23 protein-coding genes and 1 riboswitch are annotated in these 20,782 nt (G+C 66.5%); of the genes, 12 read left to right on the forward strand and 11 right to left on the reverse strand.

Features of this window, described 5'->3' with window-relative positions; genetic code table 11:
• Positions 1-58: 58 nt before the first annotated feature.
• Genes WJU21_RS03420 through WJU21_RS03430 form a run of 3 tightly spaced genes read right to left on the reverse strand, consistent with a single transcriptional unit; the run spans position 59 to position 1,979 of the window.
• Positions 59-1,177 (reverse strand): serine hydrolase, encoded by a 1,119-nt coding sequence (locus WJU21_RS03420; RefSeq protein ID WP_346321972.1) that lies wholly within the window; start codon positions 1,175-1,177, stop codon positions 59-61.
• Positions 1,177-1,482, reverse strand: a complete 306-nt coding sequence (locus tag WJU21_RS03425; RefSeq protein WP_346321973.1) for a hypothetical protein — start codon at positions 1,480-1,482, stop codon at positions 1,177-1,179. Before WJU21_RS03425 ends, WJU21_RS03420 begins: the two co-directional genes overlap by 1 nt.
• Positions 1,479-1,979, reverse strand: coding sequence for a nuclear transport factor 2 family protein (locus WJU21_RS03430; RefSeq protein WP_346321974.1), 501 nt, complete (start codon positions 1,977-1,979; stop codon positions 1,479-1,481). The genes WJU21_RS03425 and WJU21_RS03430 overlap by 4 nt, the downstream gene beginning before the upstream one ends.
• Positions 1,980-2,037: 58 nt before the next feature.
• On the opposite strand from WJU21_RS03430, the gene WJU21_RS03435 reads away from it, so the two are divergent.
• The 3 genes from WJU21_RS03435 (at position 2,038) to WJU21_RS03445 (ending at position 4,622) form a co-directional block, all read left to right on the forward strand.
• On the forward strand, positions 2,038-3,126 hold the full coding sequence (locus tag WJU21_RS03435) for an SDR family oxidoreductase (protein ID WP_346321975.1): 1,089 nt from the start codon (positions 2,038-2,040) through the stop codon (positions 3,124-3,126).
• A 72-nt stretch (positions 3,127-3,198) separates the two neighbouring features.
• Entirely contained in the window at positions 3,199-4,269 is a 1,071-nt protein-coding gene (locus WJU21_RS03440; protein WP_346321976.1) for an isocitrate/isopropylmalate family dehydrogenase, read from the forward strand.
• Positions 4,270-4,301: 32 nt separating this feature from the next.
• Positions 4,302-4,622 carry a hypothetical protein gene (locus WJU21_RS03445; RefSeq protein WP_346321977.1) on the forward strand — a complete coding sequence of 107 codons (321 nt, stop codon included), beginning with the start codon at positions 4,302-4,304 and terminating at the stop codon, positions 4,620-4,622.
• An 80-nt stretch (positions 4,623-4,702) separates the two neighbouring features.
• On the opposite strand, the gene WJU21_RS03450 is transcribed toward WJU21_RS03445, so the two are convergent.
• Complete coding sequence (locus tag WJU21_RS03450; RefSeq protein ID WP_346321978.1) at positions 4,703-5,896, reverse strand: CoA transferase; 1,194 nt, start codon at positions 5,894-5,896, stop codon at positions 4,703-4,705.
• A 33-nt stretch (positions 5,897-5,929) separates the two neighbouring features.
• On the opposite strand from WJU21_RS03450, the gene WJU21_RS03455 reads away from it, so the two are divergent.
• Together WJU21_RS03455 and WJU21_RS03460 are read left to right on the forward strand one after the other, a co-directional pair.
• Entirely contained in the window at positions 5,930-6,874 is a 945-nt protein-coding gene (locus tag WJU21_RS03455) for a hydroxymethylglutaryl-CoA lyase (RefSeq protein WP_346321979.1), read from the forward strand.
• Between the two features lie 75 nt (positions 6,875-6,949).
• Positions 6,950-9,412 (forward strand): hypothetical protein, encoded by a 2,463-nt coding sequence (locus tag WJU21_RS03460; protein ID WP_346321980.1) that lies wholly within the window; start codon positions 6,950-6,952, stop codon positions 9,410-9,412.
• A gap of 581 nt (positions 9,413-9,993) precedes the next feature.
• Here the strand turns inward: WJU21_RS03460 and WJU21_RS03465 are convergent.
• Positions 9,994-11,253, reverse strand: a complete 1,260-nt coding sequence (locus WJU21_RS03465) for an LLM class flavin-dependent oxidoreductase (protein WP_346321981.1) — start codon at positions 11,251-11,253, stop codon at positions 9,994-9,996.
• A gap of 122 nt (positions 11,254-11,375) precedes the next feature.
• On the opposite strand from WJU21_RS03465, the gene WJU21_RS03470 reads away from it, so the two are divergent.
• Genes WJU21_RS03470 through WJU21_RS03485 form a run of 4 tightly spaced genes read left to right on the forward strand, consistent with a single transcriptional unit; the run spans position 11,376 to position 14,073 of the window.
• Positions 11,376-12,326, forward strand: coding sequence for a DMT family transporter (locus WJU21_RS03470; RefSeq protein WP_346321982.1), 951 nt, complete (start codon positions 11,376-11,378; stop codon positions 12,324-12,326).
• Between the two features lie 33 nt (positions 12,327-12,359).
• A complete protein-coding gene (locus WJU21_RS03475) occupies positions 12,360-13,193 on the forward strand; it encodes a TIGR02587 family membrane protein (RefSeq protein WP_346321983.1) in 834 nt (277 codons plus the stop codon).
• Positions 13,194-13,203: 10 nt separating this feature from the next.
• A complete protein-coding gene (locus WJU21_RS03480) occupies positions 13,204-13,611 on the forward strand; it encodes a hypothetical protein (protein ID WP_346321984.1) in 408 nt (135 codons plus the stop codon).
• On the forward strand, positions 13,612-14,073 hold the full coding sequence (locus tag WJU21_RS03485; RefSeq protein WP_346321985.1) for an SAM-dependent methyltransferase: 462 nt from the start codon (positions 13,612-13,614) through the stop codon (positions 14,071-14,073).
• Positions 14,074-14,140: 67 nt separating this feature from the next.
• On the opposite strand, the gene thiC is transcribed toward WJU21_RS03485, so the two are convergent.
• A complete protein-coding gene (gene thiC, locus WJU21_RS03490; RefSeq protein ID WP_346321986.1) occupies positions 14,141-15,982 on the reverse strand; it encodes a phosphomethylpyrimidine synthase ThiC in 1,842 nt (613 codons plus the stop codon).
• A 42-nt stretch (positions 15,983-16,024) separates the two neighbouring features.
• Positions 16,025-16,135: riboswitch (TPP riboswitch) on the reverse strand.
• Between the two features lie 143 nt (positions 16,136-16,278).
• On the opposite strand from thiC, the gene WJU21_RS03495 reads away from it, so the two are divergent.
• The 3 genes from WJU21_RS03495 to WJU21_RS03505 all read left to right on the forward strand — a co-directional run bounded on the left by WJU21_RS03495 (position 16,279) and on the right by WJU21_RS03505 (position 17,509).
• Positions 16,279-16,896 carry a PadR family transcriptional regulator gene (locus tag WJU21_RS03495; protein ID WP_346321987.1) on the forward strand — a complete coding sequence of 206 codons (618 nt, stop codon included), beginning with the start codon at positions 16,279-16,281 and terminating at the stop codon, positions 16,894-16,896.
• A gap of 11 nt (positions 16,897-16,907) precedes the next feature.
• On the forward strand, positions 16,908-17,192 hold the full coding sequence (locus WJU21_RS03500; RefSeq protein WP_346321988.1) for a DUF2218 domain-containing protein: 285 nt from the start codon (positions 16,908-16,910) through the stop codon (positions 17,190-17,192).
• 122 nt (positions 17,193-17,314) lie between these two features.
• Positions 17,315-17,509 carry a hypothetical protein gene (locus WJU21_RS03505; RefSeq protein ID WP_346321989.1) on the forward strand — a complete coding sequence of 65 codons (195 nt, stop codon included), beginning with the start codon at positions 17,315-17,317 and terminating at the stop codon, positions 17,507-17,509.
• Between the two features lie 75 nt (positions 17,510-17,584).
• Here WJU21_RS03505 and mtnA read toward each other — a convergent pair whose 3' ends face one another.
• The 5 genes from mtnA to dtd all read right to left on the reverse strand — a co-directional run bounded on the left by mtnA (position 17,585) and on the right by dtd (position 20,754).
• Positions 17,585-18,676, reverse strand: coding sequence for an S-methyl-5-thioribose-1-phosphate isomerase (gene mtnA, locus WJU21_RS03510; RefSeq protein ID WP_346321990.1), 1,092 nt, complete (start codon positions 18,674-18,676; stop codon positions 17,585-17,587).
• Positions 18,673-19,332, reverse strand: a complete 660-nt coding sequence (locus WJU21_RS03515) for a class II aldolase/adducin family protein (RefSeq protein WP_346321991.1) — start codon at positions 19,330-19,332, stop codon at positions 18,673-18,675. Before WJU21_RS03515 ends, mtnA begins: the two co-directional genes overlap by 4 nt.
• Before the next feature lie 84 nt (positions 19,333-19,416).
• Entirely contained in the window at positions 19,417-19,770 is a 354-nt protein-coding gene (locus WJU21_RS03520; protein ID WP_346321992.1) for a VOC family protein, read from the reverse strand.
• A gap of 10 nt (positions 19,771-19,780) precedes the next feature.
• Positions 19,781-20,239, reverse strand: a complete 459-nt coding sequence (locus WJU21_RS03525; protein WP_346321993.1) for a hypothetical protein — start codon at positions 20,237-20,239, stop codon at positions 19,781-19,783.
• A 53-nt stretch (positions 20,240-20,292) separates the two neighbouring features.
• Positions 20,293-20,754, reverse strand: a complete 462-nt coding sequence (gene dtd, locus WJU21_RS03530; RefSeq protein ID WP_346321994.1) for a D-aminoacyl-tRNA deacylase — start codon at positions 20,752-20,754, stop codon at positions 20,293-20,295.
• Positions 20,755-20,782 lie beyond the last annotated feature (28 nt).

The following is a 20,782-nucleotide window of genomic DNA, read 5'->3' on the forward strand; positions in this document are numbered from 1 at the left end:
GGTGCGACACCAAACAACATCGATCGTCATCCCCACAGGCGCGGGGATAACGATATTTTCAAGGATTTACGCCAGATTGCGAGACATCCGGAAACGCCGCCATCACCTGGCCCAGCCAGTTGTACAGCGCCTCGTAGCGGGCATAGCCGGTGCGCCCGAACCGCACCACCACCAGATCCTTCGACGGGATCATGGCGATCACCTGCCCGCGGTGGCCGCTTGCCATGAACGCGTCGGCGGGAATGGTCGGCAGGCGCATGGGCTGCCGGGTGTTCAGCCAGGTCATGGCGCCGTAATCGCCGTCCGGCTGCGGCGTGCGCATGAAATCGACCCAGCCTTCCGGCAAAATCCGCCGGCCGTCCCACACCCCGCCGCGCAGCATCAGAAGCCCGAAACGCGCCCAGTCCCTTGCCGTCGCATGCAGCCAGGACGAGCCCACGAAAGTCCCGGCCGCGTCGAATTCAGGCTCGGCGCTGGCCATGCCGATGGGATCGAACAATTCGCGCTTCATGAAGGCCAGATAGGCCTCCCGCGTGCCGCCGGCCGCATCGCGCACGATGCCCGACAGCAGATTGGCCGTGCCGCTGGAATAGGACCACCGTGTGCCCGGCGGCGTCTTCAGCGGGCGGCTTGCCGCGAAACCGGCCATGTCCCCCCGCGCCCTGCCGAACAACATGGGCAGGACGTCCGAGGTGAACGGGTTGAAATAGGCCTCGTTGAAGTCGAGGCCGTCGTTCATCCGCAGCAGGTTGCGGATAGAGATCGCATGGCGTGGGTCGCCTGGATCGGCCCAGGCCGGAACCGGCGCGGGGCCGTCGAGGTCAAGCGTTCCGCCCCCCACGGCGATACCGGCAAGCGCCCCCAGCACGGTCTTGGCGACCGACTGCGACAGGAATTTCCTGTTGCGGTCGAACCCGGGCGCATAGCCCTCGGCGACCAGCACGCCGCGATGGATGATGATCACCGCCCGCAGGCCCGGCACGGTCTCGCTCTCGGCCCATGCGCGGCGAAGGAGACCATCCAGTGTCGCGGTATCCACATCAGGCTGTGGCGGCCCTTCGGGCCAGTCCATGGCGGGCCAGGGCACATCGTCCCGTTGCGGTGGCAGCGGCGTGAGCGCCTGCGCCGGGCCAGCCCCGGCCAGCATCAGGATCAGCACTGCCGCCAGCAACCGCATCAACGCACCATGCAGCCGCGGCCCGGCTCGTAACGGCCAGTGGCCTCTACCAATCCCCAGATCGACGCGGTCACCTGCCGGTTGTCGGGGTCAAACCTGAATCCGGTGCCACCGAAGCCCAACGGGTCCTCGGCCACACAGAACTCACTCCCGCCGCCATCCATGTAACGGCACTGGCAGGCCCATTTGGCGCTGGTGTCGATGGCGAGCTGGCCCATACCGGGCAGCTTCCAGGCGGCGAGCGCCAGGATCGCGGCCAGGGCGGCGAGCACCCCGAGCAGGATGCGCCGCCGCCGCGCGGTCACGACAGGGTATAGGCCAGGTCTTCCTTCGAGCGCTTGCCGGGCTCGAAATCCTCGGCCTTGTAGTACGAGCCTTCCACCTTTTCGGTCGTGCTCCAGTCGCGCACCACCACCCGCTTGATGATCAGCCACTCACCGTTACGCTTCTTCAGCTTGTCCAGGTACCGGCCGCCGAACCGGTCCAGATAGGTGGTGTCGCCATCCTTGCGCACGTGATAGGCAACAAACCAGGTCTCGGACTTGGCGGTCTCGTGATGGATATCGATGATCGACTGGTTGAGCGTGTGCGAGGTTGATTCCGTGTGCTCGGCCAGCGCCTTGGTCACATAGGGTCCGAACGCCTTGCCTGGGCCCTTGTAGCCGCCGTGGTCGTCGGTGGATTCCTCGTCATAGACCGAGCTGACCAGCTCGGCGTCACCCCGGTCGATACCGCGCGTGTAGCGGTACAGCACCTGCCGGATCTTGTAGTCGTCGATCACCTTCTGGATGTCCGCGTCCATTCGTCTCTCCCCTTCTTGGACAGGCCCCGACTATATTGCATCCAAAGGGAGAGACCAGATGGCAAACAACAAGGTGCTGGTGGCCGGCGCGACCGGCCTGGTGGGACGTGCCGCGATCGAGGAGTTCTCGGCGCGGGGTTGGGATGTGGTCGGTGTCTCGCGGCGCATTCCCGACGACCTCGATGCGAGCGCCGAGCTGATCTCGGTCGACCTGACCGACCGTGACGCCTGCGCCCGCGCAATTGGCGCGATGGCGGACGTCACGCACCTGGTTTTCGCCGCGCTCTACGAAAAGCCCGGCCTGTTCGCCGGCTGGCGCGAGCGCGACCAGATGGAAACCAACCTGGCCATGCTGGCCAATTTGTTCGAGCCGCTGGAGCGGGCGGCGAAGGACCTGCGTCAGGTATCCATCCTGCAAGGCACCAAGGCCTATGGCGCCCACTTCAAGCCCATCGAGGTGCCTGCCCGCGAGAACCGGCCGCGCGACAACCACGAGAACTTCTACTGGCTGCAGGAGGACTACCTGCGCGAGCGCCAGCCCGGCAAGGCCTGGACCTGGACGGTGATCCGGCCGCAGATCGTGTTCGGCCACGCCGTCGGCGCGCCGATGAACCCCATCGCCGCCATCGGCGTCTATGCCGCCATCCGCCGTGAACTGGGGCTGCCGCTGTCCTATCCGGGCGGCCCGCCAGTGGTGATGGAAGCGGCCGATGCCCGGATTGTCGCCCGGATGCTGGCCTGGGCGGCGCACGAGCCTGCCTGCGGCAACCAGATATTCAACGTCACCAACGGCGACGTGTTCACCTGGCCTGGCGTCTGGCCCGCCATCGCGCGCTGTTTCGGCATGGACCCCGGCAAACCCGAGAGCCTGTTCCTCGCCGAGGAGATGCCGAAATACGAAGCCGTCTGGCAGGACCTGGTGCGGCGCCACGGCCTCAGGCCGCACTCCATCAAAGAACTGGTCGGCGACTCCTTCCACTATGTCGACGGTATCGGCGCCACCGGCCGCGACCGCGCGCCGCCGCCCGCCATCGTCAGCACCATCAAGGCACGCCAGATGGGCTTCCATGACTGCATCGACACCGAGGACATGTTCGCCCACTGGTTCGACAGGCTGCGGGCGCTGAAGATCCTGCCGCCGCTCTAACTATCTGAAAACTCTAAAAACTATCGTCATCCCCGCGTGCGCGGGAATGACGAGTAAGAGAAGAAGGCGTCGATGCACCTCATAGTCCTGCCCGGCGACGGCATCGGTCCGGAAATCTGCGATGCGACCCTGACGGTGCTCGCGCTGTTGAACGACCGTCTCCGACTTGGCCTGACCTTCGAGAGCCACGGCATCGGCCTGGCCACCTTGGCGAGCAATGGCACGACCTTCCCCAGGGCCGCGAGGGATGCGGCCATGGCCGCCGACGGCATCATCCTCGGCCCGATCTCGCATAACGACTATCCGCCAACAGCCGATGGCGGCGTCAACGTATCGGGCGATCTGCGGCTGTCGCTCGACCTCTATGCCAACATCCGCCCTGCCCGCTCCCGCGAGGGCGTGACATTCTGGGGCCGCACGCCGATGGACCTGGTGATCGTGCGCGAGAACACGGAAGGCTTCTATGCCGACCGCTCCATGCATATGGGACCCGGCGAGTTCATGCCGACGCCCGACATGGCGCTGGCGGTGCGCAAGATTACCGCGCAGGCCTGCGCCCGCATCGCCCGGTCAGCCTTCGAACTGGCCATGGAGCGCAACCGGCATGTCACCGCCGTCCACAAGGCCAACGTGCTGCGGGTGTCCGACGGTCTGTTCCTGCGCGAGACGCGCGCCATGGCCGCCCGCTTTCCAGGCGTGACCTATGACGAACAACTCGTTGATTCCATGACCGCCATGCTGGTGCGTGACGCCGCCCGTTTCGACGTGATCGTGACCACCAACATGTATGGCGATATCCTGTCCGACGAGGCCGCCGAACTGTCGGGCAGTCTCGGGCTGGCCGGCTCCATCAATGCCGGAGAAAGCCATTGCATGGCCCAGGCCCAGCATGGATCGGCACCCGACATCGCTGGCCGGGACACGGCCAACCCGGCATCGCTCATCCTGTCGGCCGGATTGCTGCTCGGCTGGCTGGGCCGCATGCGCGGCAGGCCGGACCTGACGGCTGCCGGCGCGCTGATCGAGCCGGCAATCGATGCGCTGATCGCCGATCCCGCGACCCACACTGCCGATCTGGGCGGTCCATTGGGAACGGCCGGCTTCACGTCCGCGCTATGCGCGGGCATCGCCGCGCGGATGTGATACGCTGGCCGTCCACAGAGGGGCACGGTCAAATGCAGCGCTACGACGACGAAATCCCCGAGCCGGAACTCGTGGGCAAGCAATCAGGCAGCCTTGCGTGGCGCAGCCTGATCCTGCCCGCGGCGGCTTCGGCGATCATTGCGATGGGCTTTGGCGCGGGCATCGCCTGCGAACGCGGTCCTGGCGCCTGGTTGTTGCTCGCCGCCCCCGCCTTCGCCACCATCGGCGCCGTCGCCGGCCCGATGCGAACCCTGCGCGACCGCCTATTGGTCGGCCTGTTGTCCACCGCCGTCAACCTGACGGTGATGCTGGCCGCCGGCATGGTGTTCGGCTGGTTTACCTGCGGCCGATAAGCCGGGATGCCGGACACCCGTCACCGGATGGCAGGAAGGTGCCCTTGGGCGTGCAAGACCAGCATCAAGGATGAGGGGACTTAGATCGTCCCCGCCGCCTCCAGCGCTGCACGTTCTTCATCCGACTTGCCGAGCAGCCCGCCATAGATCTCCTCGTTGTGGGCGCCCAGCGGCTCGCCGACCCAGGCGATCTTGCCGGGCGTTTCCGACAGCCGGGGAAACACGTTCTGCATGTGGATGTTGGCGAAGTCCGGATGGGGCATGTGGACGATGGCGTCGCGGGCCTTGAAGTGCTCGTCCGCCATCATGTCGGGCGCCTTGTAGATCTTGCCCGCCGGCACGCCGTTCTCCTCCATCAGGTCGGCGAGGTACTTCGCGGGAAAATCCTTCGTCCACTCGCCGATCAGCGCATCCAGTTCTTCCTGGTGCTTGCCGCGCGCCGTATGGGTGGCATAGCGCGGATCGACGGCAAGCTCGGGCTTGCCCATGGCCTCGCACAGCCGGCCGAACACGCTGTCCTGGTTGGCGGCGATCAGGATGTCGCCGTCGCTGGTGGGATAGACGTTGGACGGTGACACGTTGGGCAGCACGGCGCCGGTGCGCTCGCGGATGAAATTGGCCTCGGTGTATTCGGGAATGGTCGATTCCATCATCGCCAGCACCGCCTCGTAGATGGCGCTGTCGATCACCTGCCCGCGCCCCGTCAGATGCCGCCGGTGCAGCGCCATCACCGCGCCCAGGCACGCCATGGTGGCGGCCAGCGAATCGCCGATCGACAGGCCGACACGCGACGGCGGTGTGCCGGGATCACCCGCCAGGTTGCGCATGCCGCCCATGGCCTCACCGATGGAGCCATAGCCGGCGCGGGGTGAATAAGGACCGGTCTGTCCATATCCCGACACCCGGATCATGATCAGGCCCGGGTTGATCTTCGACAATTCGTCATAACCCAGGCCCCACTTTTCCAGCGTGCCGGCGCGGAAATTCTCGATCAGGAAATCGGTCCTGGCGACCAGCTCGCGCAACAGGTCCTGGCCGTCCTTCGTGCGCAGGTTAAGGGTCACCGACTTCTTGTTGCGGGCGATCACCGACCACCATACCGGCTTGTTGCGGCCCCATTCGCGCATCGGATCGCCCAAGCCCGGCTGCTCGACCTTGATCACTTCGGCGCCGTGATCGGCCATCAGCTGGCCGCAGAACGGCCCGGCGATCAGCTGGCCCAACTCGATCACCCGCAGACCCTGCAGGGCGCCAAATGCCTCATCATGCCCCATGGTTGCTCCTGTTACGACTTCCGCCAAGTCCCTGTGACCGATATACATAAGAGCATGCGCCAGGTCACCATTCTCGAAGTCAGCCCGCGCGATGGACTGCAGAACGAACCGGTCGTTTTCTCCACCGCCCAGAAGGTGGAGCTGGTTCGGCGCGCCATCGCTGCAGGCGCCCGGCGCATCGAGGTGGCCAGCTTCGTGCATCCGGGCAAGGTGCCGCGCATGGCCGACGCCGAGGCCGTGGTCGCGGCCCTGCCCGACATCGCCGACGTGCAATATATCGGCCTGGTGCTGAACAAGCGCGGCTATCTGCGGGCGCTGGCGACGCGCGAGGGCAACCGCCGCGGCGTCGACCAGGTCGGTTTCGTCGCCATCGCCACCGACACGTTCGGCCAGCGCAACCAGGGCCAGACCTCGGACGACTCCGTCCGCGAAGGCCTCGACATCCTCAGGCTGGCCCGGCAGGACGGCATCAGTGCCCAGGCGACGATCGCGGTCTCGTTCGGTTGCCCGTTCGAAGGCGAGGTCGACCCGGCACATGTCGTCGACATCGCCAAGCGGCTGGCCGAGGGCGAGCCGGCCGAAATCGGACTGGCCGACACCATCGGCGTGGGCATCCCGCCGCAGGTCACGGACCTGCTGGGACGACTGAACGATGCAATCCCCCATATTCCCACCAGGGTCCATTTCCACGACACCCGTCACACCGGCGTCGCCAACGCCTGGGCGGCGTGGCTGGCCGGCGTCGACACCATCGATGCCAGCATGGCGGGACTGGGCGGCTGCCCGTTTGCGCCCAACGCCACCGGCAACGTCGCCACCGAGGACGTGGTCTACATGCTCGAGCGCGGCGGCGTCGCTACCGGTCTCGATCTCGACACGCTGGTCGAGGGCGCGGCCTGGCTGGAAGACATTCTGGGCCGCCGGACCGACAGCGCGGTCGGCCATGCGGGGGGCTTTCCCGCCCGCGCCGGGGTCTAGCGCGCCGGGTCCTTGCATCCGGCGAGCAGGCATACGAGAACATGCACAGGGCGCATCAAGGAGATCGGGGCATCCATGAGACGTGAGTTGGCAGCGATATTGACCGGCTGCCTGGCGGGCATGATCGCGCTTGCGCCGGCCGCGCACGCCCAGCCCGTCGGTCCAGCGCCGTCGCGGGCGCCCGACGTACCCCGCGTCGGCGGCAACATCGACGATTACGGTCAGTGGCGCTCGCCCTACTTCTTCTTCCGCATGGACCGCTCCACCCAGATGGAGATGCCGTTCCTCGACGTGGCGACGGCCATCGCCGACTCGCAACGCGCCCTGCTGGTGGTGAACTTCTATTACGACGGCGGCCGCTATTCGAACTATCAGCAGGCCATCCTGCGCCGCATTCTCTATTACCTGTCCAGCAAGCTGTCGAATGTGGAGGTGCGGCTGCTCGACGTGATGGTCGCCTCATCCGATGGCAGGCCGATCTACGACAAGGAATTGTTCAAGTACTACGCGCTCAATACGCTGGGTCAGTACGGCACCACCGTACAGGGTCAGCCGGTGATGCCGTACGGACAGGTCTATCTGGCAGGGAATCTGGTTTACGATTTTTCGGTGATGTGGGAAGCCAGGGACGACGACCAGGTGATGGAAAACGCCCGCGCCATCCAGTCTTCCATGATGCGCATCGCCAGCCAGGCCGCGGCGTTGCAACTCCCCCCGGAACAGGACCAGGAACCACAGGTGCGCGAGCCCGACCTGCCGCCGGAGTTGCCGCCCGAGCGGCTGCTGGGCGCACCTGAAACCGCACCGCCGCCGGCCCAGGCCAGACAGGCGCCGCCAGCACCCGCCGCGCCGTCTCCCGAGCGCGTGATGAAGGAACCGGCGCCCCTGCCGCCCGCCACCCCGCCGGCGATCGCGGCGCCGGAGACGACGCCGGCCGAGTCAGCGCCCGAGCCCACCCTTGCCGAGACGCCGGCGATCCCGGAGCAGAATAGCGAGCCCGTCCCGGCTGCTGCACCTGCACCTGCACCCGCACCCGCGCCCGCGCCAAAATCGACGGTATCGGCCGAAGATGCCGAAGCGCTGCGCCGCGCCCGCATCAAATATCTGGAAGCCAATACACCGCCGGCGCCCGCCGCCGAGGCGGCCACGCCCACCGATGACGCCGCCCAGGCGCCAACGGCCGAGGCGCCGCCAGAGCCTCAGGCAACGCCGGCGCCGACACCGTCGGAGACCGCCGGACCGGATTCAATCGAGCCGCCTGCACCGGAGTCCCCGCCGGCATCGCCCGCCGCTGCGGAACCGGATGCTGCGCCAGAACCATCCCTGGCCGCGCCGGAACTGGCCGCGCCGACCGTCACACCGGGCGCCGGACCCGAGGACGAGCCTGTACAGCCCAGGACAACGCTGGAGGAATCCGCGCCAGATTCCGAAGTCCCTGCCCCGCCAGAGGTAACCGCTGAACCGCCTGCAACAGCAGCGACGTCATCCGAACCAATGAGCGCCCAATCCGCGCCTTCGGCCGCCCCGCCCGAGCCGGAAGCACCTGTGCCAGCCCCCGAAACCGAGCCCCCGGCCGTTGCCACCGAGCCAACGGCGCCCGATACGCCTGCTGAGCCGGCGGTGACCGATATGGCGCCCGCCCAGGATCAAGTGGCTCCTGCATCTGCGGCGGAACCGGCTGCCACGCCGGATGCCGGGACCGCCCCGTCCGCTGAACCACTGACGGAGCCGGCGGCCCCGGCTGAAGCGCCCAATGCCGCGCCACCGCCAGCCACGCCGTCACCCCAGGAGGAGGCCCTGCAGCGGGCGCGTGCCCGCTATCTCGAGGAGCAGGCCGAGCAACCCGCTGCACCGGAGCCCGAGGCCGCGCCGGATGTGACCGCCCCGGTCCCAACCGATTCCGCAGCGCCCGCGACGGAACTGCCAGAAGAGCCGTTGTCAGGCGCCGTTCCCACCGGGACTCTCCCGCAGGCAGACTCGACCCCAGAGCCCCGATCCGAAACAGAACCGGCGCGGGAGCCCGGCCCGGCAGCGACACCCGACAGCGCGCCTGAACCACCCGCCGCGGTGGACGATGAGCCGTCGCAGGAACCACCGAGCCCGATTTTCGAGCCGACGGCCGCGGCCGCCGATGCAATGGTCCCCAACGCCGACGCCGGGTCGCCCGTGCCGGCGCCGGCAGACGCTGCACCGAGTCCCTCGCCATCCGAACCAGCAAGCGTCCCAGCCGAGACGCCCGCCGCGCCGGCGATCAGGGTTCCCATGATCCAGCCGGAATCGTTACGTGGGCCAACGCCGCGCCCGGCGCCAGAGCCGGATGTGCCGGCATCTGCGCTGCCGGAATCGGAGCCGGAATTGCTGGAGCCGGAATTGCTGGAGCCGGATTCCGCCGCGTCTGATGTGGAGGGGCTGGAGCCGGCCACTGCCGATGAGCCAGGCCACGCCACCGTGACGCCGGCCGACGAGCAACTCATATTGCCCTATGACGACACGACCACTGCACCGGTGGCTCTGCCAGCCGACCAGATGGCGCACTAGCCCAAGTACGGAACAAGGCCAGCGAGTCAGGTTCCAGCCAACGGCTGTCAAACGTCAAAGCCGCAACCGTCGCCAATCCGCGCCGGAGCGGTTAAGCTGACCGGGTGTGAAATGCGCAACAAAGGTGCCGTTTTCCGAACAGTGGAGGCATGCCATGACAAACCGTTTCCATATTGCCCGACCGATCGCCGCCCTATCCCGGCTGGCGCGTAGCGCATCCATCGTGACATTGACCGCGGGCGCGATGGTGGTGCCTGCCAGCGCCGGAGAGCGGGACGCAGCCCAGCCGCGAGCGGACGCCGCCGGTCACGAAGGAGCCGCCGCCCACAGGGCGAGTCCTGGAGACCCCATACCCGGAATAGATATCACGCGCGGCGCGGCCGGCGGCTCTGCGCCCGGCGCCGCCAGTCAGGACGCCAAATCCGGCGCCGGCAATGCCGCGCCTGCGGGACGGATCGCCGTAGAGGAAGAAGGCGTCAAATGCCATACGCGGACCTGCAACTGAACCGCGTTAGGCGGCTGAACGCTCATGCGGTCAGCCAGCCCGTTCGCTTTCGTGCGGTAGCAGGCCCATAGGCCACTCAGTTCTGGGCCACCTTGCCCGGACGCTTGGCCACGAACTTGTCCCTGGTGACCGAGGCGCGGATCACGGGAATTTCATCGTCGGACAGCGGCGCCATCCATGTCTTGCGCTGCAGCGCCGCTTCGATATACGGCGCCAGCCGCTCGGCTTTCGAAGCCTCCCGCGCCTCTGCCTTGGCCTTGAACTCGGGCAGGATGTCGTCAGCAAAGCGGTGCAGTGACTCGACGATCTGATCGTGCGGGTTACGGCCGGCTTGTTGCAGCAGGATGACCTGGTCGATGCCCGCCTTCTCGAATTCGTGCATGTGGCGGCGCACGTCGTCGGCGGTGCCGATGCCCGCGGCATATTGCGGATCCAGCGCGGCGGTGCGGACGATCTCCTCGGTCTTGTTGCCGCGGATATCGTGGAAGTCGCGCCACAAGGTGGTGCGGCCAGGCACTGTGTCCTTGGTGACCAGCGAGGCAAGCGCGTAGCCGAAGAACTCGAAGCCGTCCTGGCCGCGCCGGATTGCCTCTGACCGGTCCGGATGGATGGAAAAGCCCGACACCATGGCGATGTTGGCGTTGACCGCATGGCCGACCGGCACGCAGGCGTCGCTCATGATCGTGTCGTAATAGATGTCGGACCAGTGCCGGGCCTCTTCCGGATTGACGAAGGCGAAGGCCAGCGCACCGACGCCCAGGCTGGCGGCGATGCGGATGGTGTCACGGTTCGAGCAGGCCATCCACAATGGCGGATGCGGCTTCTGCATGGGCTTGGGGATCACGTTGCGCGCCGGCATGGAGAAGTAAGGACCGTCATAGCCCGGATAAGGCGTCATGGTCATCATGTTGGCGACCTGCTCGATCGCGTCGATCGCCATGATCCGCTTTTCCTTGGCGGGAATGTTGAAGCCATGCAGTTCCATGCGCGTGGCGCCCTCGCCGAAGCCAAGCTGGGCGCGGCCATTCGACACCAGGTCGAGCATGGAGACGGTCTCGGCGGTGCGCGCCGGATGGTTGTATTGCGGGATCACCTGCCGGATGCCGTGGCCCAGCTTGATTGTCTTCGTCCGCGCGGCGGCGGCGGCGAGGAGCGTCTCGGGCGACGAGCAGTGGGAATATTCATCGAGGAAGTGGTGCTCGACAGCCCAGGCATAGTCGATGCCGAGCTGGTCGGCGAGGGTGATCTGGTCCAGCGCTTCGTGAACCAGGCGGTGCTCGTCGTCCTCGCTCCAGGGCTTCGGCAGCTGCAATTCGTAAAAAACGCCAAACCGCATGGCTCAGTCTCCCCGCTTTCGAACGATGGTACAGGCCCGGTGCGGTGAAACAAGCGCCAAAGAGCGGTGCGGTCAGGCACAAATCCCGGCATCGTACGTTGACTGCCCGGAGGGTCGAGGTCATGTCATCCCGCGCTATGCCGATCGAATCGAAACCCATGTCCGCGCCGCGTCCCGGCTGGCGCCGCCATTTGTGGCACGCCGGCCTGCTCGTGGCGCTGGCGCTGATGTGGGGCTCGTCCTTCCTGATGGTGAAGATCTCCCTGCGTGATTTCACGCCCGTCGAGGCGCTTGCCGGCCGCATGCTGATCGCGGCGCTGTTCTTCACCGCGGCGCTGCTGATCCGGCACAAGCGGGTCGAGCGCGGCCGCAAGGTCTGGTTGCTGATGGCGGCCATGGGCGTTATCGGCAACGTCACCCCCTACCTGCTGATCAACTGGGGCCAGACGCGGGTCGAAACCGGCACCGCCGCCATCCTGATGGGCATCGTGCCGCTGGTGACGGCCATGCTGGCCCAGGCCTTCGTGCGCGGCGAGCGGTTCCACTTGTGGAAGGCCATCGGCATTGCCGTGGGGTTTGCCGGCATTGTGGTGCTGTTCGGCGGCCTGCAGCTTTCCGGCGGCGAAGGCGCGGCGTGGGGCGCCGCCGCCATCCTGCTGGCGGCTTTGGGGCTGGCCAGCGGCACCATCCTCGCCGACAAGGCCAGCGACTTTCATTCGATCCCGGTCGGCTTCGGCGTCATGTGGATCGCCGCGCTGGTGTCCGTGCCCATCTGGCTGGCGGACAGTGGCGGCGCCCTTCCCGAACAGGTATCGTGGCCACCGGTCGCCGCGGTCTTCGGCCTCGCTATCTTCTCGACCGCGTTGCCGACCCTGGTGCTGATCTACCTGGTCCGCACCGCTGGTCCGACCTTCGCCGGTTTCACCAATTATCTGGTCCCGGTCATCGGCGTGGTCCTGGGCATCACCTTCCTGAACGAGCCGCTGACCTGGAACGCGGTCGTCGCGCTGGGACTGATCATCGGCGGCATCGTCGTCGGCCAGATCGGCGGCCGGCGCGGCAAGAAGGCGTGATCCGGTGATGCACCGTTGCGCCAGGCCGGAAAGATGACGGCGCAGCCCATCGGCCGGAGCGAGGACAGCCGTTTCCGGGTTGGCCTGGCGCGCGCGTTCGGCGGCGCCATCCTGTTCTCGCTGCCCATGTTCATGACCATGGAGATGTGGTGGCTGGGCTTCCACATGGACCGGCTGCGGCTGGCCGTCTTCCTCGCCAGCGGCATTCCGCTGCTGGTCGGCCTGTCGCACTACATCGGCTTCGAGAGGACCTTCGGCTGGGTCAATGATCTGGTCGATGCCTTCGTCGCCTATGCGGTCGGCTTCGTGGCCGCGGGCGGGATCATGCTGCTGTTCTCGGTGATCGAACCGGGCATGTCGGTCCACGAGATCGTCGGCAAGGTATCGGTGCAAGCGCTCCCCGGCGCGATCGGCGCCATGCTGGCGCAGAACCAGATGGGCCAGAACGACGAGCAGGTGGAGGAGCGGGTGCGCAGCTATGCCAGCAAGCTGTTCATCATGCTCGTCGGCAGCCTGTTCCTCGCCTTCAACATCGCGCCGACCGAGGAAATGGTGCTGATCAGTTACCAGATGACCACGGTACACGCGCTGATCCTCGCGCTTCTGACGCTGGCGCTGATGCACGCGTTCACCTATGCGGTGGGGTTCAGCGGGCAACAGGAGCGGCGCCCGGAGGGCGTGCCGTTCTGGAGCGTGTTCATCCGCTACACGATGACGGGCTATGCCGTCGCGCTGCTGGTCAGCCTGATCGCGTTGTGGCTGTTCGGAAGGACCGACGGCACCGGCCTCGAGGAAACGGCGATGGCCATGCTGGTCCTCGGCTTTCCCGCCGCCATGGGCGCCGCCGCCGCCCGGCTGATCCTTTAGGAGAGCAATCATGTCCGCCGAGAAATCCCCCTGGCAGGACGCCGCCAGCATCCCGCGGTCGGAATGGGCGGTGGCCATCGCCGGTGCGCTGCTGGTGCTCGTAGTCATCGGCTACATGGTCCACCTGGCGCTCACCGAAAAGGGGACGCCGCCCGACATCTCGGTGGCGATCGAGACCGTGCGGCCGGCCAGCGGTGGCTACCTGGCCGAGATCAAGGCGGTCAATGAGGGCGGATCGACCGCCGCCGACGTGACGATAGAGGCTGCCATGACGGATGACGGACAGGAGGTCGAGGCGCGCCAGGTGATGCTGGATTTTCTGCCGATGCATTCCGAGCGCACCGCCGGTATCGTGTTCGAACACGATCCCGGACGGTTCCACGTCGAACTACGGGTGCTGTCTCACCGGGAGCCGTAGATGAACCGTATCACGCTTGAGCCCATCGGCACGGTGCGCAACGAACGGACCGAGCCGATCGACGACGGCTGGGATGCCGTCGAGAGCCGCATCGTGCTCGACGGCCGGTTCGGCGCCGACGCACTCGCCGGCCTCGGCGCCTTCTCCCATATCGAAGTGCTGTTCGCCTTCCACCTGGTCAGCGACGAGAAGGTCAACACCGGCGCCCGGCATCCGCGAGGCCGCGAGGACTGGCCCGAGGTCGGGATCTTCGCCCAGCGCGGCAAGGACCGGCCCAACCGGCTGGGGCTGTGCACCTGCCCGCTGATCAGGGTGCAGGGGACCGCGCTGACCGTGCGCGGCCTGGACGCCATCGACGGCACGCCGGTGCTGGACATCAAGCCCTGGATGAAAGGCTTCGCCCCGCGCGGCGAGATCCGCGAGCCGGACTGGGCCGCCGAGATCATGCGGGATTACTGGTAGCCTCACCCTCGGTCGTCATCCGGCGAAGGCCCGGATGACGATATGAGAAGCGGTGCGAGCGGAGCCCCTACTCCCCCGCGAGCAGCGCCTTGTTGCTGTCGGCCACGGCTTTCAGCTCGTCCAGTTCCTGATAGACGTCGCCGCCCGAATTGCGGAACACCTCGGCCATGTCGTCCATGCCCTTGGCGGCATAGTCGCGCACTTCCTGGGTGATCTTCATCGAGCAGAATTTCGGGCCGCACATGGAGCAGAAATGCGCCACCTTGTGAGCGTCCTTGGGCAGGGTCTGGTCGTGGAACAGACGGGCCGTTTCCGGATCCAGCGACAGGTTGAACTGGTCCTCCCAGCGGAACTCGAAGCGGGCGCGGCTGAGCGCGTCGTCATGCGCCTGGGCGGACGGGTGGCCCTTGGCAAGATCGGCGGCATGGGCGGCGATCTTGTAGGTGATCACACCCACCTTCACATCGTCGCGGTCAGGCAGGCCCAGATGCTCCTTGGGCGTCACGTAGCAGAGCATGGCGGTGCCGAACCAGCCGATCATGGCGGCGCCGATGCCGCTGGTGATGTGATCATAGCCCGGCGCAATGTCCGTGGTCAGCGGGCCGAGAGTATAGAACGGGGCTTCGCCGCATTCCTTCAGCTGCTTGTCCATGTTGATCTTGATCTTGTGCATGGGCACGTGGCCGGGGCCCTCGATCATCACCTGGCAGCCGTGCTTCCACGCCACCTGGGTCAGTTCGCCAAGCGTCTCCAGCTCGGCAAATTGCGCGGCGTCGTTGGCGTCGGCGATCGAGCCGGGACGCAGGCCGTCGCCCAGCGAGAAGCTCACGTCGTAGGCGCGCATGATCTCGCAGATGTCCTCGAAGTGCTCGTAGAGGAAGCTCTCCTTGTGGTGCGACAGGCACCACTTCGCCATGATCGAGCCGCCGCGGCTGACGATGCCGGTGACCCGCTTGGCGGTCAGCGGCACATAATGCAGGCGCACGCCGGCATGGATGGTGAAATAGTCGACGCCCTGCTCGGCCTGTTCGATCAGCGTGTCGCGGAACACTTCCCAGGTCAGGTCTTCGGCGACGCCGTTCACCTTCTCCAGCGCCTGATAGATCGGCACGGTTCCGATCGGCACGGCCGAGTTGCGGATGATCCATTCGCGGATGTTGTGGATGTTGCGCCCGGTGGACAGGTCCATGACCGTGTCGGCGCCCCAGCGGGTCGACCACACCATCTTGTCGACCTCGTCGGCCACCGACGAGGTGACCGCCGAGTTCCCGATATTGGCGTTGATCTTCACCAGGAAGTTGCGGCCGATGATCATCGGCTCGGCTTCGGGATGGTTGATGTTGGCGGGAATGATCGCCCGGCCGCGCGCGATCTCGCTGCGCACGAACTCCGGGGTAATGTAGTCGGGAATCTCGGCGCCGAATGATTCGCCGTCGCGCAGCATCTCCTCGCGCGCCTGCTCGCGGCCCAGATTTTCGCGCACCGCGATGTATTCCATCTCCTTGGTGATGATGCCCGCGCGGGCGAATTCGAGCTGGGTCACCATGGCGTCGCCCACCGCGCGCAACGGGCGGCGCAGATTCGGGAACTCGGACACCAGGCTCTTGCCCGACGCGCCGCCATTGTCCTCGGGACGCACGTGCCGGCCTTCATATTCCTCGACGCCGCCGCGCTCCAGAATCCAGGCGCTGCGTGGCCGTTCGAGCCCCTCATAGATGTTGATCTTGACGTTCGGATCCGAATACGGGCCGGACGTGTCGTACAGCTTCACCGGCGGCTCCTTGGCCGTCTCGTGCAGCGCCACTTCGCGCATGGGCACGCGCAGGTCGCCGCCCACATAAATCTTCCGCGAGCCGGGAATGGGGCCGGTGGTGACGGAAATCTTCGGGGCTTCGCTGAGGTCGTTCATGCTGGTACTCCGCGCTCAAAAATAGGCCATGTGCGGGAAATGGAGTGTCCGGAAGCTCCTTCCCTTCGCCGGCATGACCCGGATCAGGTTCGAAGGGTTTGCGCGGCTCTTCCCCGCGTCCTCTCAGCCCTGCGGGCACCCCTGGAACGAGCCCACTATGTGACCCAAACCCCCGCCACGTCAACCGGCACCGGAAGACCCAGGTCGATTCCGGACTTGCCGCCGCGCTGATTCAGATATATCTGTTTATTAGTTATAACGAATATATCGTTATATCTATAACGATGAGGATCCAGATGCACCATCACTTCAAGGACGCCCTGTTCGGCCGGTCGCACGCACGCGGCATGCGCCATGGCCAGCGGGAGGACCGTCAGGAGGCCATGCGCCGCGGCGGCGGCCGGATCGGCCGGTTCCTGGCCCACGGCGACCTGCGCTTCCTGCTGCTCAAGCTGATTTCGGAAAAGCCGAGTCATGGCTACGAGCTGATCAAGGAGATCGAGGACCGGGTCGCCGGCGCCTACACGCCCAGTCCCGGCGTAATCTACCCCACCCTCACCCTGCTCGAGGAACTGGGCTGGGCGCGCGTGGCCCGGAGCGAGGGCACGAAGAAATTGTTCGAGGTCACGGCGGACGGCCTGCTGGCAATCGAGGCCAACAAGGCCACCGTCGACGATATTTTTGCGCGCATGGACAGGGCCCATGCCGAAAGGGAAGCCCAGCCGGCGGAAGCAGAAGGCGATGTCGCCGCCTTCTGGAAGCACCGCCACCGCCACCGTGAGATGCGCAACGCCCTGCACGAATTGCGCGATGCCTTGCGTCACCGGGCGTTCGAGCGTGCGCTCGACGAGTCCCAGGTGGACAGCATCGTCGACATCATCCGCACCGCAACCAAACAGATCCGCGGCGCCTGAAGGAGAACCACATGACCCGGTCCAGCGCGACGATCGAAACCGAATTTGCCAGCCGTTACCTGCAGCAACTCTGCAAACACTTCGCACACAAGATACCGGTCGAGTTCTCGAAGACCGCGGGCCGTATGGAATTCGAGGGCAACACCTGTCTGCTGGAGGCCGATCAGAAGGCGCTGACCATCTCCATCCAGGCGGCCGACGCCGATATCAACAGAAGGCTGCAGGATGTCATCGTGCGCCACCTCGACCGCTTCGCGTTTCGCGACAGGCCGGAGGTGCGCTGGAAGGCCGGTTAATCCCGGCAATCTTCGGGAGGGATCGGTTGCAGATGAATTCAATTCAAAGTTGAAATATCCATTGAATGAGGCGAAGGCCGGCGATATTGTGGCGAAAGTAAGATCAACACAGAGTGGATCCCATGACCGCGCACCTCGCCAATCATCCCGGAACCGTGAACCTGTTCGCCCGGCGCACCCGCGGGGAATTGGTGGAGATGCTCGTCCGGGCTCACCGCAACGGCGACTCGGGCATGACTGAGACCTGCAACGCGGAGCTCGACCAGCGTACGCGGCAATACCGTGACTCCGGCCGGGCGGCCCTCGGTCCGCGCTAGGCGTCTCTCCCCGCCAGGGCATCCGATACACGTTCTGCCTGCGGCGGCGGGATGAAAGCCCCAGACCAGCCGGAACTAGCGTGACCGCTCCGGGAACAGGGCCTTCAGCCCTTCCCTGCTCGCCTCGGCGATCCCCCGTTCCGTGATCAGCCCGGTCACCAGACGCGCCGGCGTCACGTCGAAGGCGTCATTGCGCACCGGCGTGCCCTTGGGCGCGATGGATACGGTGACGTTCTCGCCCCATTTGGTGCGGCCTGTCAGCTGGGTCAGTTCCTCGCCCGCGCGCTGTTCGATGGGAATGGCGAAGCCGTCATCCAGGGTCCAGTCGATGGTCGTCGACGGCAGCGCCACATAGAACGGTACGCCGGTGTCGTGCGCCGCCAATGCCTTCAGATAGGTGCCGATCTTGTTGGCCACGTCGCCGGTCGCCGTCGTGCGGTCGGTGCCGACGATGCACATGTCCACGAAGCCCCGCTGCATCAGGTGGCCGCCCGAATTGTCCGAAATCAGCGTGTGCGGCACGCCGTGCTGGCCCAGTTCCCAGGCGGTCAGCGACGCGCCCTGGTTGCGCGGCCGTGTCTCGTCCACCCAGACATGGACCGGGATACCGGCATCGTGCGCCATGTAGATCGGCGCGGTTGCCGTGCCCCAGTCGACGCAGGCCAGCCAGCCGGCGTTGCAATGGGTCAGGATGTTGACCGCCGCGCCCTGCTTGCCGGCGGCGGCCTGCTCGATCAGGGTCAGGCCGTGGGCGCCGATGGCCTGACAGGTCGCCACGTCCTCTTCGCAGATCTCGGCGGCGCGGCGGTACGCCGCTTCCACCCGCTCGTTCGGGCGCACGGTGAACAGCGCGCCCAGCATCTCCTCGACCGCCCATCGCAGATTGACCGCGGTCGGCCGCGTCGCCAGCAGGCGGTCGGCGGCAATACCCATGGCCAGGTCGCTGGAATCGGCGCGCATGGCGAGCGCCATGCCATAGGCGGCGGTCGCCCCGATCAGCGGCGCGCCGCGCACCTGCATGGCCTCGATCGCGTGGGCGGCATGATCCAGCGTACGCATGGTCGCGATCTCGAGCCGGTGCGGCAGCCTTGTCTGGTCGATGATGTCCACCGACCAGCCGTCGTGATGCAATCTGATTGGCCGCTGCGGCGTACCTTCGACCTTCATTCCGTGCCCCCAGGCTGTTTGCCGTATGTCGCATAGCGCGCCAGCGCCTCGTCCATCTCGGTCTCGGTCAGCAGCACGGGCGTGCCGGTCTGGCGGGCGATGCAATATTGCCGCGCCAGCGCCTCGACCTCGACGGCGAGCGACAGGGCACGCTGCATGTCGGTCTCGCACACGATCATGCCGTGATTGGCGAGCAGGCAGGCCTTCCGGCCTTCCAGCGCCGTCACCATGGCTGACGACAGCTCGGCGCTGCCATAGAGCGCGTAGTCCGAACAGCGGATATCCGGCCCGCCCGCCGCGGCCACCATGTAATGGAATCGCGGAATGCCTTCGCGCAGGCACGACAGCGCCGTGGCATAGGGCGGATGGGCGTGCAGCACCGCGTTCATCTCGGGCCGCGCCCGGTAGATGTCGCAATGCATGCGCCATTCGCTCGACGGCGCCCGCGCGCCGTGCGCATGGCCGTCGAGGGTGACATAGACCAGGTCGGCGGGCGTCAGCGTCTCGTAGCGCAGGCCCGTCGGCGTCACCAGAAAGCCTGCCAGCCAGCGCGCCGAGCCATTGCCGGACGTGCCGTGGTTGACGCCCAGCGCCGTCATGGCGCGGCACGCGTCGATCACGGACTGGCCGATGGAATTGCGGTCGCTGGCGGTCATCGGGGCATCGGTCGTATCTGGCTCATGCACGCGCAACAGGTACTACACGCTGCGGTGAAATTCGCAACCTCCCTGCGCGCAATCCTAGGCCATCAAGGTCAGCGTGTTGCCCGACGGATCGCGGAAATAGGCGAGTGTCCCGCCCCAGGGCTGCGTCTCGGGCTCGCCCACGAACGGCACGCCCCTGGCGGTGAGGTCGCGGTAGGTCGCGTCCATGTCCTCGACGATGATCGACACGCCGACGAAGCGGCCGGGCGAGCCGCCCATGGCCGATTCTCCGTCCGATCTGGTGACGATGAACTGCACCGGCTCGACTTCCACGCCGAACGCGCCCACTTCGGCGATCTCCCAGGCCAGCTTCAGGCCGAGCGTATCGACGTAAAAGGCCCGGGCGGCGGCGATATCGTCGACGAGGATCTGGATGCCGTAAACTTTCACAATTCTCTCCCTAACGGTCCTTATGCCAGTCGGCCACGCCCCAGGACTCGGCAAGCGATTCCCGGCAGGCATGGGCCAGCTTCAGCGATAACTGCCTGATCTCGCCCTTGTCCGCGCCGGCCTGAAGGCCACGGCCAAAACCGACCATGGCGGCTTCCACGCCCCGATCCTCGACCAGCGCCAGTTCGCCCCAGTACAGCGACCAGAATGCTTGTGCCGCCCTGGCCAGTTCAGCCTCGTCGTCGGACGTGGCCAGGGTGGCGGCATTCTTCGTCGCTTCGGTGTAGAGTACAAGCTGCTTGTCGAGGAACGGCTTGCGCGCCTCGATGCGGCGCGTCTCGGCCTGCTGGTGCTGGACCGTAGTGAACTGGAACACGCCCCAGGCGAAGGTGGCCACGGCGCCGAGAATGGCCAGGATCCTGCCGATATCGGTAAAGTAGGCCAACGCGCTCGTGCTGGTCTCGGTCATGGCGCGACGTCTCCCCTGTGTCCTCAGGCCCGTCAACGGTAACACGGCGGCGCTCAGGCTTCCCGCGAATCCATCCAGATGGTGAACGGGCCGTCGTTGACCAGCGACACCTGCATGGACGCTGCGAAGCGGCCCGTCTCGACGGGCACGCCCTCGGCCGCCAGCAGCGCGCAGAATGCCTCGTAGAGCGCCCTCGCCTCATCCGGCGCGGCAGCGCGGGAGAAACCGGGACGGTTGCCCTTGCGCCAGTCGGCCGCCAGGGTGAACTGGCTGACGACCAGCGCCGCGCCGTTCACGTCGCGCACCGACAGATTGGTCTTGCCCGCGTCGTCCGGGAACAGCCGCATGCGGGCGATCTTGCCGGCGAAATAGCGGGCGTCGTCGCCGGTGTCGCCATGCTCGGCGCACAGCAGCACCAGAAGGCCCGGACCGATCGCCCCGACCGTCTCCCATTTACCTTCTGGATTGGCCACCGAAACGGCGGCTTCCGTCACCCGTTGCAGCAGCGCAAGCATCGCTTCCTCTGGTTTTGCGCCCCCGTCG

Source organism: Emcibacter sp. SYSU 3D8 (genome assembly GCF_039655875.1).
In the GTDB taxonomy this organism is placed as follows: domain Bacteria; phylum Pseudomonadota; class Alphaproteobacteria; order SMXS01; family SMXS01; genus RI-34.

What these genes read in the sequence shown, in the direction of transcription:
- WJU21_RS03420 (WP_346321972.1), bottom strand. Translation starts at nt 1,177, where the DNA reads ATGCGGTTGCTGGCGGCAGTGCTGATCCTGATGCTGGCCGGGGCTGGC.
- WJU21_RS03430 (WP_346321974.1), bottom strand. Translation starts at nt 1,979, where the DNA reads ATGGACGCGGACATCCAGAAGGTGATCGACGACTACAAGATCCGGCAG.
- WJU21_RS03435 (WP_346321975.1), top strand. Translation starts at nt 2,038, where the DNA reads ATGGCAAACAACAAGGTGCTGGTGGCCGGCGCGACCGGCCTGGTGGGA.
- WJU21_RS03440 (WP_346321976.1), top strand. Translation starts at nt 3,199, where the DNA reads ATGCACCTCATAGTCCTGCCCGGCGACGGCATCGGTCCGGAAATCTGC.
- WJU21_RS03445 (WP_346321977.1), top strand. Translation starts at nt 4,302, where the DNA reads ATGCAGCGCTACGACGACGAAATCCCCGAGCCGGAACTCGTGGGCAAG.
- WJU21_RS03450 (WP_346321978.1), bottom strand. Translation starts at nt 5,896, where the DNA reads ATGGGGCATGATGAGGCATTTGGCGCCCTGCAGGGTCTGCGGGTGATC.
- WJU21_RS03460 (WP_346321980.1), top strand. Translation starts at nt 6,950, where the DNA reads ATGAGACGTGAGTTGGCAGCGATATTGACCGGCTGCCTGGCGGGCATG.
- WJU21_RS03465 (WP_346321981.1), bottom strand. Translation starts at nt 11,253, where the DNA reads ATGCGGTTTGGCGTTTTTTACGAATTGCAGCTGCCGAAGCCCTGGAGC.
- WJU21_RS03470 (WP_346321982.1), top strand. Translation starts at nt 11,376, where the DNA reads ATGTCATCCCGCGCTATGCCGATCGAATCGAAACCCATGTCCGCGCCG.
- WJU21_RS03475 (WP_346321983.1), top strand. Translation starts at nt 12,360, where the DNA reads ATGACGGCGCAGCCCATCGGCCGGAGCGAGGACAGCCGTTTCCGGGTT.
- WJU21_RS03480 (WP_346321984.1), top strand. Translation starts at nt 13,204, where the DNA reads ATGTCCGCCGAGAAATCCCCCTGGCAGGACGCCGCCAGCATCCCGCGG.
- WJU21_RS03485 (WP_346321985.1), top strand. Translation starts at nt 13,612, where the DNA reads ATGAACCGTATCACGCTTGAGCCCATCGGCACGGTGCGCAACGAACGG.
- thiC (WP_346321986.1), bottom strand. Translation starts at nt 15,982, where the DNA reads ATGAACGACCTCAGCGAAGCCCCGAAGATTTCCGTCACCACCGGCCCC.
- WJU21_RS03495 (WP_346321987.1), top strand. Translation starts at nt 16,279, where the DNA reads ATGCACCATCACTTCAAGGACGCCCTGTTCGGCCGGTCGCACGCACGC.
- WJU21_RS03500 (WP_346321988.1), top strand. Translation starts at nt 16,908, where the DNA reads ATGACCCGGTCCAGCGCGACGATCGAAACCGAATTTGCCAGCCGTTAC.
- WJU21_RS03505 (WP_346321989.1), top strand. Translation starts at nt 17,315, where the DNA reads ATGACCGCGCACCTCGCCAATCATCCCGGAACCGTGAACCTGTTCGCC.
- mtnA (WP_346321990.1), bottom strand. Translation starts at nt 18,676, where the DNA reads ATGAAGGTCGAAGGTACGCCGCAGCGGCCAATCAGATTGCATCACGAC.
- WJU21_RS03515 (WP_346321991.1), bottom strand. Translation starts at nt 19,332, where the DNA reads ATGACCGCCAGCGACCGCAATTCCATCGGCCAGTCCGTGATCGACGCG.
- WJU21_RS03525 (WP_346321993.1), bottom strand. Translation starts at nt 20,239, where the DNA reads ATGACCGAGACCAGCACGAGCGCGTTGGCCTACTTTACCGATATCGGC.
- dtd (WP_346321994.1), bottom strand. Translation starts at nt 20,754, where the DNA reads ATGCTTGCGCTGCTGCAACGGGTGACGGAAGCCGCCGTTTCGGTGGCC.